General features: G+C 72.7%; 16 protein-coding genes. 4 read left to right on the top strand and 12 right to left on the bottom strand.

All coding sequences use genetic code 11. The features are described from left to right. Nucleotides 1-159: 159 nt before the first annotated feature. Both rarD and groES read right to left on the bottom strand, forming a co-directional pair. Nucleotides 160-1,122, bottom strand: coding sequence for an EamA family transporter RarD (rarD, locus tag HUN58_RS04575; RefSeq protein ID WP_180225998.1), 963 nt, complete (start codon nt 1,120-1,122; stop codon nt 160-162). Nucleotides 1,123-1,291: 169 nt separating this feature from the next. Continuing rightward, nucleotides 1,292-1,588 (bottom strand): co-chaperone GroES, encoded by a 297-nt coding sequence (gene groES, locus HUN58_RS04570; RefSeq protein ID WP_058743061.1) that lies wholly within the window; start codon nt 1,586-1,588, stop codon nt 1,292-1,294. Between the two features lie 158 nt (nt 1,589-1,746). Between groES and HUN58_RS04565 the strand changes: the two genes are divergently transcribed. Further along, nucleotides 1,747-2,949 (top strand): class I SAM-dependent methyltransferase, encoded by a 1,203-nt coding sequence (locus HUN58_RS04565; RefSeq protein ID WP_180225997.1) that lies wholly within the window; start codon nt 1,747-1,749, stop codon nt 2,947-2,949. A 68-nt stretch (nt 2,950-3,017) separates the two neighbouring features. Here HUN58_RS04565 and HUN58_RS04560 read toward each other — a convergent pair whose 3' ends face one another. From HUN58_RS04560 to tsaB, 4 genes are all read right to left on the bottom strand, one after another. Next, the gene (locus HUN58_RS04560; protein WP_208745421.1) at nt 3,018-3,722 is read right to left on the bottom strand and encodes a DUF4190 domain-containing protein; all 705 of its coding nucleotides are present in this window, start codon (nt 3,720-3,722) and stop codon (nt 3,018-3,020) included. Nucleotides 3,723-3,838: 116 nt separating this feature from the next. Further along, nucleotides 3,839-4,873 carry a tRNA (adenosine(37)-N6)-threonylcarbamoyltransferase complex transferase subunit TsaD gene (gene tsaD, locus HUN58_RS04555; RefSeq protein ID WP_180226099.1) on the bottom strand — a complete coding sequence of 345 codons (1,035 nt, stop codon included), beginning with the start codon at nt 4,871-4,873 and terminating at the stop codon, nt 3,839-3,841. Nucleotides 4,874-5,195: 322 nt separating this feature from the next. Further along, complete coding sequence (gene rimI, locus HUN58_RS04550) at nt 5,196-5,762, bottom strand: ribosomal protein S18-alanine N-acetyltransferase (RefSeq protein ID WP_306669576.1); 567 nt, start codon at nt 5,760-5,762, stop codon at nt 5,196-5,198. Beyond that, nucleotides 5,759-6,385: a tRNA (adenosine(37)-N6)-threonylcarbamoyltransferase complex dimerization subunit type 1 TsaB gene (tsaB, locus tag HUN58_RS04545; RefSeq protein ID WP_180225996.1), complete on the bottom strand. Its 627-nt coding sequence runs from the start codon at nt 6,383-6,385 to the stop codon at nt 5,759-5,761. Before tsaB ends, rimI begins: the two co-directional genes overlap by 4 nt. A 186-nt stretch (nt 6,386-6,571) precedes the next feature. Between tsaB and HUN58_RS04540 the strand changes: the two genes are divergently transcribed. Next, nucleotides 6,572-7,321 (top strand): glycoside hydrolase family 16 protein, encoded by a 750-nt coding sequence (locus HUN58_RS04540; protein WP_180225995.1) that lies wholly within the window; start codon nt 6,572-6,574, stop codon nt 7,319-7,321. Between the two features lie 276 nt (nt 7,322-7,597). Here the strand turns inward: HUN58_RS04540 and tsaE are convergent, their stop codons facing one another. The 5 genes from tsaE to glmS are packed head-to-tail and all read right to left on the bottom strand — an operon-like array spanning nt 7,598 to nt 12,665. Then, nucleotides 7,598-8,125, bottom strand: coding sequence for a tRNA (adenosine(37)-N6)-threonylcarbamoyltransferase complex ATPase subunit type 1 TsaE (gene tsaE, locus HUN58_RS04535; protein WP_254631622.1), 528 nt, complete (start codon nt 8,123-8,125; stop codon nt 7,598-7,600). After that, nucleotides 8,122-9,333: an alanine racemase gene (gene alr / locus HUN58_RS04530; RefSeq protein WP_180225994.1), complete on the bottom strand. Its 1,212-nt coding sequence runs from the start codon at nt 9,331-9,333 to the stop codon at nt 8,122-8,124. Before alr (HUN58_RS04530) ends, tsaE begins: the two co-directional genes overlap by 4 nt. Then, complete coding sequence (gene alr, locus HUN58_RS04525) at nt 9,330-10,433, bottom strand: alanine racemase (RefSeq protein WP_180225993.1); 1,104 nt, start codon at nt 10,431-10,433, stop codon at nt 9,330-9,332. The genes alr (HUN58_RS04530) and alr (HUN58_RS04525) overlap by 4 nt, the downstream gene beginning before the upstream one ends. After that, a complete protein-coding gene (locus HUN58_RS04520) occupies nt 10,430-10,810 on the bottom strand; it encodes a holo-ACP synthase (RefSeq protein ID WP_058743050.1) in 381 nt (126 codons plus the stop codon). Before HUN58_RS04520 ends, alr (HUN58_RS04525) begins: the two co-directional genes overlap by 4 nt. Before the next feature lie 7 nt (nt 10,811-10,817). Beyond that, on the bottom strand, nt 10,818-12,665 hold the full coding sequence (glmS, locus tag HUN58_RS04515) for a glutamine--fructose-6-phosphate transaminase (isomerizing) (RefSeq protein ID WP_180225992.1): 1,848 nt from the start codon (nt 12,663-12,665) through the stop codon (nt 10,818-10,820). A 70-nt stretch (nt 12,666-12,735) separates the two neighbouring features. Between glmS and HUN58_RS04510 the strand changes: the two genes are divergently transcribed. Next, entirely contained in the window at nt 12,736-13,221 is a 486-nt protein-coding gene (locus tag HUN58_RS04510) for a glutathione peroxidase (protein ID WP_180225991.1), read from the top strand. A gap of 181 nt (nt 13,222-13,402) precedes the next feature. After that, nucleotides 13,403-14,347, top strand: a complete 945-nt coding sequence (gene coaA, locus HUN58_RS04505) for a type I pantothenate kinase (protein ID WP_058743047.1) — start codon at nt 13,403-13,405, stop codon at nt 14,345-14,347. Nucleotides 14,348-14,483: 136 nt separating this feature from the next. Here coaA and glmM read toward each other — a convergent pair whose 3' ends face one another. Beyond that, entirely contained in the window at nt 14,484-15,854 is a 1,371-nt protein-coding gene (gene glmM / locus HUN58_RS04500; RefSeq protein WP_180225990.1) for a phosphoglucosamine mutase, read from the bottom strand. Between the last annotated feature and the right edge of the window lie 2 nt (nt 15,855-15,856).

Genomic DNA, 15,856 nt, shown 5'->3' with positions numbered 1-15,856 from the left:
GCGCGCTCGCCCTGTCGGCGCGAGACTCGTTTCCTCGGACGGTTTCGCGGCATCGACGCCGCGGATGTGTCCGCATGGGCGAGACTCGGCGCCGCGGGCGGGCGGCACCAGCTCCGGCAGGCGCGCAGGCGGCCGGCCTGGAGGCACGGGTCGGGCCCGTCAGACCGGCTCGGCCGCCGTGGGTGCGAGCGTCCGGCGCCGCGCTGCCCGGGCCGCCGCGAAGCTGTCGACCGTGAGCACGACGAGCGCCACCCACACGATCCCGAAGCCGATCCAGCGCGCCGGCGGCATCGCCTCGTGCTGCACGACGACCCCGACGAGCAGCTGCATCACCGGTGCGAGGTACTGCGTCAACCCGAGCGTGGACAGGCTCACCCGCCGCGCCGAGGACGCGAAGAGCAGCAGTGGCACGGCCGTCGCGGGCCCGGTCAGCACCGTGACGAGGACGTGCGGCCAGCCCTCGCTCGTGAAGGTCACCCCACCGTCGAGGCCGGTGACCCCGAGCACGACGAGCACGCCCACGGCGATCGGCAGGAGCCAGAGCGTCTCGATCGTCAGCCCGCTCAACGCGTCGATCGTCCCGCCGACGCGCTTCTTCACCAGCCCGTACAACCCGAACGAGAACGCCAGCGTCAGCGAGATCCACGGGACCTGGCCGTAGCCGACGGCGATGACGACGACCGCCACGATGCTGATGCCGACCGCGGCCCACTGCGCCGCACGGAGCCGTTCGCGGAGCACCACGATCCCGAGGGCGATCGTCACGAGCGGGTTGATGAAGTACCCGAGGGCGGCTTCGACCGTGTGGCCCGTCGTCGTCGCGGCGACGTACACGGTCCAGTTCACCAGGATGAGGACGGCCGCGATGCCCATCACGAGCATCACCCGGCGCTGGGCCAGCAGGGAGCGGGTGCGGAGCCACGAGCGGGTGACGGCGATCGCGACGGCACAGAAGACCAGCCCGAAGACGATCCGCCACGCGACGATCTCGAACGCGCCGGCGGGGGCCATCGCCGCGAAGAGCAACGGCATGAGTCCCCACAGCCCATACGCGACGATCGCCTGGACGACACCGACGGATGCCTCGGAACGGGCGGGGCGCGTCGGGGTCGGTTCACTCACGGAACCATCCTAGGAAGCCGGAGCGACGCGGCGGACCGGCACCGTGCCTCCCGGCCGGAAGGCGCACGGACGCGAGCCGGACGCGATCCGCACGCCCGCCGGACGCGTGCCGCACGCACGAACGCCCCGCCGGCCGGAGCCGAGCGGGGCGTTCGTCAGGAGCTGGGTGTCAGCGCTCGATGACCGCGAGGACGTCGCGAGCCGAGAGGACCAGCAGGTCCTCGCCCGAGTACTTGACCTCGGTGCCGCCGTACTTCGAGTAGATGACCTTGTCGCCGACGGCGACGTCGAGCGGCACGCGGTTGCCGTTGTCGTCGATGCGACCGGGGCCCACGGCGACGACCTCGCCCTCCTGGGGCTTCTCCTTCGCGGTGTCCGGGATGACCAGGCCGGAAGCAGTGGTCTGCTCCGCCTCGACCTGGCGGATGACGATGCGATCCTCGAGCGGCTTGATGGTGACGGCCACGGTGACCTCTTCTTTCTCGGTACTGACTCGGTACAGATGGGAACCGGTTGGCACTACGCACAGGAGAGTGCCAACGCGAGTCTAGGGACAGTCTGGCACTCGGTCAATCCGAGTGCCAGGCGGCTCCGGCCCTCTCGGCGACCTGGGAGGATCGAGGCGTGGACGCCGCCGATCTCGCACAGCTGCTGACCCCCGAGGGGATGGCCCTGCTCGACCGTACCCCCGGCATCTCCGACGGCGGCGAGATCGTCCGCGTCGTCTCCCGGCTCCGCGCCGAGGGCCACGACCCGGGGCTCGTCGCCGCCGTGCTCACCCAGGCGCGACTGCGACAGCGGGCCCGCGGCAAGTTCGGCGACTTCGCCGGGCGCATGCTCTTCACCGAGGCCGGACTCGAGCAGGCGACCCGGCTGCAGGTCGCCGCGTTGCACGCCGGACGCTTCGTCGGCGCCGGACTCACGCGGGTCGCCGACCTCGGCTGCGGGATCGGCGGCGACGCGCTGGCGATGGCCGCGCTCGACCTCGACGTCACCGCCGTCGACCGTGACGAGGTCACGGCTGCCGTCGCGACGCACAACCTCGCGCCGTGGCCGAACGCCCGGGTGGAGCTCGGCGACGCGGCCGGGTTCGACCTCGGTCGGGTGGACGGCGTGTGGATGGACCCGGCTCGTCGGACCGCCGGGCACGCGAACACCCGACGGCTGGCGGACCCGGACGACTGGTCGCCGTCGCTCGACACGGTCTTCGCGGCCGCGACGACCACCCCGACGGGCGTCAAGCTCGGGCCGGGGATCGACCGCGACCTCATCCCGGACACGCTCGAGGCGCAGTGGGTCTCCGTCGACCGCGAGGTCGTCGAGCTCGTGCTCTGGTCCGGTCCCCTCGCCCGCCCGGGCATCCGACGTGCCGCGACGGTCATCGGCGCACACGGCACCGCGGAGCTGACCGCGCCCGGGGACACCGAGGACGTCGAGGTCGGCCCCGTCGGCGACTACCTGTACGAGCCGGACGGCGCGGTGATCCGCGCGCGGCTGATCGGGGACCTCGTCCGGTCGCTCGACGGGCGGATGCTGTCCGACGGCATCGCCTACGTGACCTCGGACCGTCCGGTGGCGACGCCGTTCGCGCAGGGCTTCCGGGTGCTCGACACGATGCCGCTCGACGTGAAGCAGCTCGCGGCACGCCTGGCGGCGGAGGACGTGGGCACCGTCGAGATCAAGAAGCGCGGCGTGGACGTCGACCCGGCGCAGTTCCGGAAGCGGCTGCGGCTGCGGGGCCGGCGCGCGGTCACGCTCGTGCTCACCCGCCTGGAGGGACGGCACACGGCGATCCTGTGCGAGCGGCTCGTCGACGTGGCTGGCTGAGCACGCCACGGACGAGGACGGGCCCCGCGCGGTTGCGCGGGGCCCGTCGTCGTGGTCGTCCGGGTTCGTCAGCCGACGAAGGCGCCGGAGTCGTAGCCGTAGGGGTCGGAGTACGAGCTGCTGAAGCCGGCGAAGACCACGAGCGCGATGATCCACAGGATCCAGAAGCCGGTCATCACCCAACCGGCGATGATGCCGGTCAGGGCGAGGGCACGGCCGCCCTCACCGTTCTGCTTGATCTTGCCGAGGGCGATGTGGCCGAGGATCGCACCGGCGGGGCCGAGCAGGATCGCCATGAAGAAGAGCGGGATCGCCCCGAGGCCGAACACGATCGAGAGCACCGCGAGGGTGTTCGTCTTCGGGCGCTGCGCGTACGGCTGGTACCCGGTGGAGGCGTAGGACGCCGCGTACGGGTTCGACTGCTGCTGCGGCTGGGCGTACGGGTTGCTGGGCTGCTGACCGTACTGGCCGCCCTGCTGCTGGCTGTACTGGCCGCCGGACGGCTGCTGGTAGGGGTTCGACTGCTGCTGCGGCTGCGCGTACGGGTTCGACTGCTGCTGGTGCGGTGCCGCGTACGGGTTCGACTGCTGCTGCGGCTGGCCGTACGGGTCCTGCTGCTGGCCGGGTGCCGAGTACGGGTACTGCGGAGCCGACCGGGGCGCGGACTGCGGCGGCTGGGACCCGGACGCGCTCGACGTCGGGTCCGAGGACCCGGTCGAGTTCGACGCGTTCGACGACTCGTCCGGCTTCGGCCACTGGTTCTGATCGGACACCGGTCCACCCCTCTCGGCGCCTGGTCGGTCGACGCCCGACCTGAATCCTCCCACAAGGACCCGCGGCGGGTTCAGCGCCCCGGGCTGCCCGGCCCTCCGTCGGACCGGGACGGGCGTCAGACCTGGACGGTCGTCACCGGCAGCGTCGAGTCCGCGGCGAACCCGAGGTCGCTCGGCGCGTGCCCCTCGGCGACGAGCCGCGCGCCGACCGCCGCGATCATCGCGCCGTTGTCGGTGCACAGATCGAACGGCGGGATGCGCAGCGCGACCCCGGCGGCCGCGCACCGCTCCTCGGCGACGGCCCGCAGCCGCGCGTTCGCGACGACGCCACCGCCGAGCAGCAGTCGGTCGACTCCGGTGTCCCGGCACGCGGCGAGCGCCTTCGTCAGGAGCACGTCGACCACGGCCTCCCGGAAGCTCGCGGCGACGTCGGCGACCGGCACCTCGCGGCCCTCGTCGCGGCACTTCTCGACCCAGCGTGCGACGGCGGTCTTCAGTCCGGAGAACGAGAAGTCGTATCGGTGTGCCGCCATGTCCTTCGGCAGCGTCAGGCCCCGGGGGAACCGGATGGCCGTCGGGTCGCCGTCGGCCGCGGCGCGGTCGATCTGCGGGCCGCCGGGGTACGGCAGCCCGAGGAGCCGTGCGACCTTGTCGAACGCCTCGCCCGCGGCGTCGTCGATCGTCTCGCCGAGCAGCTCGACGTCGCCGACCAGGTCGCGGACGAGCAGCAGCGACGTGTGCCCGCCGGAGACCAGGAGCGCGACGGTCGGCAGCTCGATCGCGGAGTCGTCGGCCCGGAGCACGTCCGCTCCGACGTGCCCGACGAGGTGGTTCACGCCGTACAGCGGCTTGCCGGTGGCGACCGCGAGGGCCTTCGCCGCCCCGACGCCCACCATGAGGGCACCCGCGAGGCCCGGGCCGGCGGTGACCGCGACGGCGTCGAGCTCGTCGAGCGTGACGTCCGCGCGCCGGAGCGCTTCATGCAGGGTCGGGGTCATCGCCTCGAGGTGCGCACGGGCCGCGACCTCCGGGACGACCCCGCCGTACCGGGCGTGCTCCTCCATGCTCGACGCGATGACGTTCGCGAGCAGGGTGGTCCCGCGGACGATGCCCACGCCGGTCTCGTCGCAGCTCGTCTCGATGCCGAGCACCAGGGGACCCGACCCCGGTGCAGTGTCGTCATCCGTGGCGCAGCTCGTCTCGATGCCGAGCACCAGGGGACCCGACCCCGGTGCAGTGTCGTCATCCGTGGCGCAGCTCGTCTCGATGCCGAGCACCAGGGGACCCGACCCCGGTGCAGTGTCGTCATCCGTGGCGCAGCTCGTCTCGATGCCGAGCACCAGGGGACCCGACCCCGGTGCAGTGTCGTCATCCGTGGCGCAGCTCGTCTCGATGCCGAGCACCAGGGGACCCGACCCCGGTGCTGTGTCGTCATCCGTGGCGCAGCTCGTCTCGATGCCGAGCACCAGGGGTTCAGTCGCGCTCACCGAGGGTCTCCTGTCCGATGGGTCCGATGCCGGTCGAGGGAGTCGTCGCCGCGCGCTGCGGGAGCGTCGCCCGCATCACCCACGCGTCGACGCCGTCCGGCTGGTAGTAGCGGGGGCGCACCGCGATCTGCTCGAAGCCGGCGGCCGTGTACATGGACTGCGCCACGGGGTTGTCGGCGCGGACCTCGAGGAAGACCTCGTGCACGCCGCGACGCCGGGCCTCGTCGAGCAGTTCGGTGAAGAGCACCTTCCCGAGGCCCCTCCCCCGGTACTCGGCCGCGACCGCGATGGTCTGCACGTCCGCGACGGGGTTCCCCGCCAACGACGACAGTCCCGCGTAGCCGACGACGGACGGAGCCCCGATGACGGTGGGCGCCCCGCTGTCGGTGGTCTCGAGCACGACGTAGTACCCGTGCGGGGACCACAGCTCGCCGGCCATCTGCGCCGCCGACCAGGCATCGGTCGGGAACGAGGCGTGCTCGAGCCACATCACGTCGTCGAGGTCCTGCGGGACCGCCCGGCGCAACCGCAGCCCGTCGGGCAGCTCGCTCACCGGACCACCCGCTTGGGCGCTCCCGGCATCGTCACGTCGGGGTCGCGCAGGTAGAGCGCGGTGTCGTCCGCGAAGGACGCGCCGGACGCGAGCCGGTCCGCGGCGAGTGCCCCGAGCCTCCAGGCCGGGATGGTCGCGACCGTCACGCGGTCCCAGCCCACCGCGTCCGGACGGGCGGCACGGATCGCATCGTCAAGGTCCGCGGGCTTCGCGAGACCAGGACCCGCGACCCGCGTGCCGGTCTGGTCGTACGCGCTCCAGTAGACCTCGCGGCGGCGCGCGTCCGTGAGGACGACGAACGGACCGTCGGCCGCCTGGTCGGCGGCCACCGCGTCGTGGCTGACGAAGGGCAGGACGGGGACGCCGCGTGCCGCGGCGAAGGTGCGGGCGGCGGCGATGCCGACGCGGAGGCCGGTGAAGGGGCCGGGGCCCATGCCGGCGACGACGCCGGTCACGTCGGCGCCGGTGATGCCGGCCTCGGCGAGGACCTCGGCCAGGAACGGGCCGACCACCTCGGCGTGCCGACGGGAGTCGTCGGTGCTGCGCTCGGCGACCGCGCGCCCGGTGGCGGGGTCGACGACGGCGACGGAGGTACCGGCGGACGTGTCGATGGCGAGGAGCACCCGTCCATCGTATGCGTCCGGCGGCCGGTCACCCGAAGTGCGGACAGCGGGCGTTCTGCCCCTGCACTGGGGCATCCCCGACCGCTTGCAGCCGACGTTCGGAAGCCGACAATCCACGGTGCAGGCCGTTCGGGTCGGTCTGCACGGTGCGGGCCCAGGGACGGTCCGCGCCCGAGGGAGCAGCACATGCAGCGCACCACCAGGGCGTCCGTCGCGACGGTCCTCCTCTCCGCGGTCCTCGTCGCCGCGCCGCTCACCACCGGGTCCGTCGCCCAGGCAGGGACACCGGCCAAGCCGACCGGGACGTTCACGCAGACGTTCCGCGAGGACTTCAGCACTCCGGCGACCGCCGACGGCCCGTTCGCGAAGCGGTACACGAACGCCTGGCAGCCCTACCCGGACGGGATGGGCGACGGCAAGTACTGGTCCGGCTCGCAGGTCAGCGCGCACGACGGGGTGCTCGACGTCACCCTGGACGGCAAGCGCGGCGCCGCCGGCACGTTCGGGACGCAGCGCGGCGCCTGGGACTACGTCGGCGGGACCTTCACCGTGCGGGCGCGGGCGACGGGTGGCGACGGGAACGGGGCGGCCTTCATCGTCTGGCCGAAGTCGAACGTGTGGGCGGACGGCGAGATGGACTTCCCCGAGGGGAACTTCGACCAGGTGCCGTACGCGTTCCACCACTCGATGACGCCCGGCAAGGAGGCGTCGGCGGTCGCCGTCTCGACCAAGGCGTCGTGGCGCGACTGGCACACGTACTCGGTGCAGTGGATCCCGGGCCGATCGGTGACGTACTCGATGGACGGCCGGGTCCTGCAGACCGTGACCCGCGACGTGGCGACCACCCCGCACCGCTTCATGTTCCAGACCGGGAACTGGGGGAAGAAGGGGCACCTGTACATCGACTGGGTGACGATCGCCTCCTGGAAGCCCTGAGCCCGGCGGCGCTCCCGGAGGTTGCACCCCGTCGTCGCATCGACGAGGATGCTGTCCGGTGATGTTCCAGCGGACGCCGAACCCGGAGCACCACGGGAGGGGGTGCGGCCGTGGTCGTGGATGCTCGAGGGGACCCGGGGCAGTGGCGTCTGAGGGGGCACACGCCGCCGGCGGAACTGGCTGCGATGGTCGAGGCCCGGCTCGGGTGGCTGTCGGTCGACGACCCGACCGACGCGGACTTCTTCTTCGATCCGCTCGACGGCTCGGTCGGCGAGGTCAGAGCGCGACGTCGGCCCAGCGCGGGCCGGTCGCGGTGACGATGACCCGACGCGGCTCGTCGGGGACGTCGTCCGGGTCGAGCGGCGCCGCCGACGCGGCGCGCTCCGGATCGACGGTGTCGCCGCCGGTCGCCCGGACGATCTCGACGTCGAGCACGTCGTCCGAGATCCCGTCGACGAACCCGCGACCCCACTCGACGACGACGATCGCGCCGTCCCAGTCGAGGTCGAGGTCGTCGAGCTCGACCGGGTCGGACAGCCGGTAGGCGTCGACGTGCACCAGGTCCGGGCCGGCCGTCGTCGGGTGGGTCCTGGCGAGCACGAACGTCGGGCTCGACACCTGCCCCCGGGCTCCGAGCGCGGCGCCGAGGCCCCGCGTCATCGTGGTCTTCCCGGCGCCGAGCGGCCCGGTCAGGACGACGAGGTCCCCCGCGCGCAGGACCCCGGCGAGCCGGGCACCGAGCGCGGACATCTCGTCGGTCGTCGACACCGTGGTGTCGAGCAGCACCCGGGGCGCGGCGCTCACGCGTGCGTCCCGTGCGCCTGGTGGTCGCCGCGGTGGTGGTCGCGGTGGTGGTGGTCGCCGCGGAGCCACGAGCCGACGCGGCCCTCGACCTCGTGGCCGACGTACTCGCGGGGCACGCGGGCGCCGATGCGGCACGTGACCTCCTCGCCGATGCTGTCGACCGCCGCCCCGAACTCCAGGACCGTCATCTCACCGTGCTCACCCGTCCCGAACAGCACGACGGGGTCTCCGACCCGGACCTCGTCGTCGCCGACGTCGACCAGGAACTGGTCCATCGCGACCCGGCCGGCGATCGGGTACCGGCGGCCGCCGATCGACACCTCGACGCGCCCCTGCGCCCGGCGCGGCACACCGTCCGCGTAGCCGACGGGCACCAGCGCGAGGGTCGTCTCCCTGGTCGTGCGGTACGTGTAGTCGTAGGAGACCCCGGTGTCGACCGGGACCCGCTTGGTCTTCGCGACCGAGGCCGTCAGGGTCATCACGGGCTCGAGCCCGAGGTCCGCCGCGGAGACGCCGTCCGCCCCGGGCATCCCGAACAGGTTCGCCCCCATCCGGACCATGTCCTTCCGGAACTCCTTGCGCTCGAGGCCGGCGAGCGACGCGGCGACGTGCTCCATCGGGACGTCGAGCCCGAGGTCATCGGCCTGCTCGACCGCGGCGTCGAACAGCGCGACCGCGGCGCTGTCGTCGTCGTCCGAGGACTCGGCGAGGTGCGTGTAGGCGGCGACGACCTCGATACGTCCGGCGCGCTGCGCGTCGACCGCCAGCGCGACGAGGTCGGGCCAGGTCTCCGCGGTCGCACCGTCGCGGTGCAGACCGGTGTCGACGCCGAGGTGCACACGCGCGGGTCGCTGGTCGACGGCGTCGACGACGCGCTGCAGCTCGGCGGCGTTCGAGACGCCGAGGTCCACCGCGGAGTCGATCGCGTCGCGGAAGTCGAGCGCCGGGTCGTGCTGCCACGTGAACAGCCGGACGTCCTCGCCGACGCCGATCGCCCGCAGGCGCAGCGCGGCGGGGACCGTGAGCACACCGATCCACCGGACCCCGGCGTCCACTGCGGCGAGCGCGATCGGCTCGAGACCGTGGCCGTACGCGTCGGCCTTCATGATCGCCATGACCTCGACCGGGTCCATCCACTCCCGGACCAGGTCGAGGTTCGACCGGTAGGCGTCGAGGTCGATCCGGGCCCGGCGCAGCGGCGCGTTCACGTCGTCCTCCGTTCCACGCTGCGGCCGACCCGGGCGGCCACCTCGTAGTTGATGGTGCCGATCGCGTCCGCCCACTCCTCGATCGCGGGGTCGCCGTCGGCCGGGTCGCCCCAGAGCACGACCTCGTCGCCCACCTGCACGTCCGCGTCGCCGACGTCGATGTGCATCGCGTTCATCGCGACCCGTCCGACGACCGGGAACCGCCGGTCGCCGATCCGCACCGAGACGTGTCCGCCGGACGCCCGGTCGAAGCCGTCGGCGTACCCGAGTCCGATCACCGCCAGGCGGGTGTCGTGCTCGGCACGCCAGGTGTAGCCGTAGCTGACGCCCTCGCCCGCACGCACCGGCACCGTGCGGAGCACCGAGGCCGTCACGCGCATCGCGGGCCGGAGCCCGAGGTCGGCGGACGAACGGTCGGCGAACGGGCTCAGCCCGTACAGCGCGAGCCCGACCCGTGCGGCGTCCCGTCGGGTCTCCGGCACCGCGATGCTCGCCGCGCTCGCGGCGAGGTGCACGACCTCCGGCACGACGCCGTTCGCGGCGAGACCGTCGAGCGCCCGCTGGAACGCGGCGTCCTGGTCGAGGTCGTCCGCGCGGGACGCGTTCGACAGGTGCGACATGAGGCCCTCGACCCGGGTCCGGCCACCGCCGCGGGCGATCCGACCGGCCGTCGCGAACAGCTCGGCCCACTCGGACTCCACCGCGCCGTTGCGGCTCAGGCCGGTGTCGACACAGAGGTGCACGACCGGGACCTCGGCGTCGGCGGCCGCGGCGAGCTGGTCGACGCTCGACACCGCGGGCGTGACGTCGTACCGGGCGGCGCGGCGGAAGTCCTCGTCCGGGGCGTGCAGCCACGCGAGGATCCGGACTCCCTCGTCGATGCCGGCCTGCCGGAGCGCGATGCCCTCGTCGAGGTCGGCGACGCCGAGCCACTCCGCGCCGGCGTCCACGAAGGCCCGGGCGGCGTCGACGGCGCCGTGGCCGTAGCCGTTCGCCTTGACGACCGCGATGACGCCGGACGGGGCCACCCGTTCGGCGACCGTCGCGTAGTTGGCGATCAGTGCCTCCCGGTCGACCGTGATGCCGGTGAACGCACTCACACCCTGTCCCCTGCCCCTTCGATGACCACGAACGCCGTGGCGATCCCACCATCGTGCGACAGCGACAGGTGCACGCTCGACACCCCGCGCCGGTCGGCGACGTCCTGCGCCCCGCTCCGGAGCGTCAGCGACGGGTTCCGCTGGTCGTCGGAGACGACCTCGAGGTCCTGCCAGCTGAGCCCGGCGCTCGACCCGAAGGCCTTGATGAGCGCCTCCTTCGCGGCGAACCGGGCCGCGAGCGACGCACTCGGCCGCGGTTCGCCGTCGCGCAGGAGCTCCGACGGGGTGAACAGCCGCGTGCGCATCGCCGGAGTCCGGTCGAGCACCCGCTCGAACCGGTCCAGGTCGACGACGTCCACCCCGATGCCGATGATCATCGTGCGACTACTCGACGGTGACCGACTTCGCGAGGTTGCGCGGCTGGTCGACGTCGAGGCCCTTGGCCGCGGCGAGCTCCATGCCGAACATGTGCAGCGGCGCGACGGCGAGGAGCGGCTCGAAGAGCGGCGTCGCGAGCGGGATCCGCAGGACCTCGTCCGCGAAGGGGAGCACGGCGGCGTCGCCTTCCTCGGCGATCGCGATCACCCGGGCGCCGCGGGCGCGGATCTCCTGGATGTTCGAGACGACCTTCGGGTGCAGGGACCGCTGGTCTCGGGGGGACGGCACGATGACGAAGACGATCTGACCGGGCTCGATCAGGGCGATCGGACCGTGCTTGAGCTCGCCGGCGGCGAAGCCCTCGGCGTGGATGTACGCGAGCTCCTTGAGCTTCAGCGCGCCCTCGAGCGCGATCGGGTAGCCGACGTGCCGGCCGAGGAACAGCACGCTGCGGGTGTCCGCCATCCACTTCGCCAGCTCGCTGACCCCGGCGGCGTCGTCGATGGTCTGCTGCAGCTTCGGCGCGAGCCCCTCGAGCTCGGCGACCTGCTCCGCGATCTGCTCGGCCGTCAGCGTCCCGCGCAGGGTCGCCAGGTGCAGCCCGAGCAGGTAGAGCGCGACGCCCTGGGCGATGAACGCCTTCGTCGAGGCCACCGCGACCTCGGGCCCGGCGTGCGTGTAGATCACCGCGTCGGACTCGCGCGGGATGGTGGCGCCCTGGGTGTTGCAGATCGACAGGACCTGCGCGCCCTGCTCCCGCGCGTACTTCACGGCCATGAGCGTGTCCATGGTCTCGCCGGACTGGCTGATCGAGACGACCAGGGTGCGCTCGTCGAGGACCGGGTCGCGGTACCGGAACTCGTGGGCGAGCTCGACCTCGACCGGGACGCGGGCCCACTGCTCGATGGCGTACTTGCCGAGGATGCCGGCGTAGGCGGCGGTGCCGCAGGCGATGACGATGACGCGGTCGACGGTGGCCAGGCGGTCCGCGATCGGGTCGAGGTCGGTGAGCGTCACCGCGCCGTCGTGCACGCGGCCGAGGATCGTCTTCGCGACGGCCTCGGGCTCCTCGCTGATCTCCTTCGCCATGAAGGACGACCAGCCGCCCTTGTCGGCGGCGGAGGCGTCCCAGCTGACCTCGAACTCCTCCGGGGCGGCCGGGGTGCCGTCGAAGTGCACGACCTCGACGCCCTCCGGACGGATCGTGGCGATCTCGTCCTGGCCGATCGCGAGGGCACGCTGCGTGTACGCGACGAACGCCGCGACGTCGGAGCCCATGAAGTTCTCGCCGTCGCCGAGCCCCACCACGAGCGGCGAGTTCCGGCGGGCGCCGACGACGACGCCGGGCTGGTCGGCGTGCACGACGAGGAGCGTGAACGCACCCTCGAGCCGCTGCACGACCTGCTGCATGGCGGTGGTCAGGTCACCGGTCTCGCGGTAAGCCCGGCCGACCAGGTGCGCGGCGACCTCGGTGTCGGTCTCGCTCGTGAACGTGACGCCCTCGGCCAGGAGCTCGTCCTTCAGCGGGGCGAAGTTCTCGATGATGCCGTTGTGGATGAGCGCGAGCTTGCCGCCGTCCGCCAGGTGCGGGTGCGCGTTGCCGTCGGTCGGGCCGCCGTGCGTCGCCCAGCGGGTGTGCCCGATGCCCGTGCCGCCGTCCGCGATCGGGTGCTCGGCGAGCTCGTCGACGAGGGCCTGCAGCTTGCCGGCCTTCTTCGCGGAGGCCAGGTCGTGCGACCCGTCGACGACCGCGATCCCGGCCGAGTCGTAGCCGCGGTACTCGAGACGACGGAGACCGCCGAGGAGGACCTCCTGGCTGCTCTTGGTGCCGACGTAGCCCACGATTCCACACATGCGACCGATCCTACGGTCTGCCTGGGGAGCAACCCTGCACGCTCGCAGGACTGGGGATACCGTTTGGACCATGGGACGTTTCGACGACATCGCGATCACGACGCTGCACGGTGAGCAGACCACGTTCGGGCAGTTCGCGGACAAGGCCGTGCTCGTGGTGAACGTCGCGTCCCGCTGCGGGCTCGCACCGCAGTACGAACAGCTCGAGGCACTGCAGCGGCAGTACGGGCCGCGCGGCTTCACGGTGCTCGGCTTCCCGAGCAACCAGTTCCTGCAGGAGCTCGGCTCGTCCGAGGCGATCGACGAGTACTGCTCCACGACCTGGGGCGTCACGTTCCCGATGTCCGAGAAGGTCAAGGTGAACGGCAAGGGAGCACACCTGCTCTACCAGGCGCTCAAGGAGACCCCCGACGCGTCCGGCAAGGCCGGCCGGGTCAGCTGGAACTTCGAGAAGTTCCTGGTCGCGCCGGACGGCACGGTCACCCGGTTCCGTCCCACGACGAAGCCGGACGCCCCCGAGGTCGTCGCCGCCATCGAGGCGGCCCTGCCCGCCTGACGCACCCTGCCCGCCTGACGGGCCCTGCCCGCCTGGCGGGCCCGGTCCCGTCCGGTCCGGTCCGGTCCGCTCGACCGGCGCGCGTCCGCCGGACGCGCACCGCCACACCGGACGGGAGGCACGGATCACGTGGGCCGGTCGGCTGACGTGATCCGCGCCTCCCGTCGGTACGCTCGTGCCCATGCCGATCCCGGAAGCCACCGTCGCGCACCCGACCCCGTTCGTGGAGATCCCGCGCGACGAGTGGTCGCAGCTCGCGCCGAAGGAGCACCTGTCGCTCACCGAGACCGAGATCGTGCAGCTGCGCGGCCTCGGGGACCGGCTCGACATCCGCGAGGTGCAGGACGTGTACCTGCCACTGTCCCGGCTGCTGACGCTCTACGCGGCCGGCGCACGGAACCTGCACGCCGAGACCAGCCGGTTCCTGGGCGAACGCGCCGGACGCACGCCCTTCGTGATCGGGGTCGCGGGGTCCGTCGCGGTCGGCAAGTCCACCGTCGCCCGCCTGCTGCGCGAGCTGACGAAGCGCTGGCCGGACACCCCGCGCGTCGAGCTCGTGACGACGGACGGGTTCCTGTACCCGAACGCCGAGCTCGAGCGCCGCGGGATCATGGACCGCAAGGGCTTCCCGGAGTCGTACGACCGGCGGGCGCTGCTGCGCTTCGTGAGCCAGGTGAAGAGCGGCGCGGCAGAGGTGCGGGCGCCGTACTACTCGCACCTGGTCTACGACATCGTGCCCGACGCCGAGATCGTGGTGCGGCAGCCGGACGTCCTCATCGTCGAGGGGCTGAACGTGCTCGCGCCGCCGGTGCACGGGCGGCTCGCCCTGTCCGACCTGTTCGACTTCACGATCTACGTCGATGCGAAGACCCGGGACATCGAGTCCTGGTACGTCGACCGCTTCCTGGCCCTGCAGGAGCAGGCGTTCTCGAGCCCGGACTCGTTCTTCCACCGGTTCGCCTCGCTGTCCCGCGAGGACGCCGTGCGCACGGCGACCGAGGTCTGGCGGGCGATCAACGAGCCGAACCTGCTCGAGAACGTGCTGCCGACCCGCTCCCGGGCGACCCTGGTGCTCCGCAAGGGCGCGAACCACGAGGTGTCGTCGGTGTTGCTCCGCAAGATCTGACGCAGTGCGTCGGCGCGCCGCCGTGGTCCTCCGCACAACCGAGAGCACCCCGCGCCACGCAATCACGTGGTTCGGGGTGCGTTCGGTTGTGCGGAAGCAGCCCGCGCCGCCAGCCGTCGATGCCGGAGCGCGGCGCCTACGCCGCGATCGTCAGCCGGTCGGACACGACGGCCGCCAGTTCCTCGGCGACGCGCTGGGCCTCGTCCTGCGAGGCAGCCTCGACCATCACGCGCACCACGGGCTCGGTGCCCGACGGGCGGAGCAGCACGCGCCCGGCGTCCCCGAGTGCGGCAGAGGCGGCGGTCACCGCGTCCTGCACGCCCTGGTCGTCGAGCCCGTGGCGGTCGACCCCGCGGACGTTGAGCAGCACCTGCGGGAAGACCGTCATGCACGACGCGAGCTCCTGCAGCGTCTTGCCCGTGCGGGCCATCTCCGCGACGAGGTGCAGCCCCGTCAGGACACCGTCCCCGGTGGTCGCGTGGTCGCTGAAGATGATGTGCCCGGACTGCTCGCCGCCGAGCGAGAACCCGCCCTCGGTCATCTTCTCGAGCACGTAGCGGTCGCCCACGCCGGTCTCGAGCACCGTGATGCCCGCGTCCGCCATGGCCCGCTTGAGCCCGAGATTCGACATGACGGTGGCCACGAGCGTGTCGGACGCCAGCAGCCCCCGCTCCTGCAGGGACAGCGCGAGGATCGCCATGATCTGGTCGCCGTCGATCGCGTTGCCGGCGGCGTCGACCGCGAGGCACCGGTCGGCGTCGCCGTCGTGCGCGATGCCGACGTCCGCCTCGGCTTCGAGGACCGCGGCGGCGAGGTTGTCGATGTGCGTCGAGCCCACGCCGTCGTTGATGTTCATGCCGTCCGGGTCGGCACCGATGAGCGTCACCCGGGCACCGGCGTTGACGAACACCTCGGGCGAGACGCCGGCGGCGGCACCGTTCGCGCAGTCGAGCACGACGTGGATGCCGTCGAGCCGGTGCGGGAGCGTGCCGAGCAGGTGCACGACGTAACGGTCCTCGGCGTCGGCGAAGCGCGTGATCCGGCCGACGTCGCCGCCGGTCGGGGTCGGTGCGGACTGGTCGTGCATGGCCGCCTCGATGCGGTCCTCGACCTCGTCCGGGAGCTTCCGGCCGCCCGTGGCGAAGAACTTGATCCCGTTGTCCGGCGCCGGGTTGTGCGACGCGGAGATCATCACGCCGAAGTCGGCGTCGATGTCGGCGACCAGGAAGGCCGCCGCGGGGGTGGGGATGACCCCGGCGTCGAGCACGTCGACGCCGGCGGAGGCGAGCCCGGCCGCGACCGCGGCACCGAGGAACTCGCCGGAGACGCGCGGGTCGCGCGCCAGGACCGCGCGCGGGCGCGGTCGACCGGACGCCCGGCGGGCGTCCGCATGGTGTCCGTGCGTGAGCACGGCCGCGCTGGCCTGGGCGAGACCCAGAGCCAGCGCGGCCGTCAGCTCGCCGTTGGCGAGTCCACGAACACCGTCGGTACCGAACAGACGCGGCATTG

Source organism: Curtobacterium sp. Csp1, from assembly GCF_013347185.1.
The sequence above is the reverse complement of the archived record's forward strand: the minus strand, read 5'-3'. Positions and strand labels throughout refer to the sequence as shown.

Coding starts and splice junctions, on each gene's coding strand:
- HUN58_RS04540 (WP_180225995.1), top strand. CDS start 6,572: ATGCAGCGCACCACCAGGGCGTCCGTCGCGACGGTCCTCCTCTCCGCG.
- coaA (WP_058743047.1), top strand. CDS start 13,403: ATGCCGATCCCGGAAGCCACCGTCGCGCACCCGACCCCGTTCGTGGAG.
- HUN58_RS04520 (WP_058743050.1), bottom strand. CDS start 10,810: ATGATCATCGGCATCGGGGTGGACGTCGTCGACCTGGACCGGTTCGAG.
- glmM (WP_180225990.1), bottom strand. CDS start 15,854: ATGCCGCGTCTGTTCGGTACCGACGGTGTTCGTGGACTCGCCAACGGC.
- glmS (WP_180225992.1), bottom strand. CDS start 12,665: ATGTGTGGAATCGTGGGCTACGTCGGCACCAAGAGCAGCCAGGAGGTC.
- HUN58_RS04510 (WP_180225991.1), top strand. CDS start 12,736: ATGGGACGTTTCGACGACATCGCGATCACGACGCTGCACGGTGAGCAG.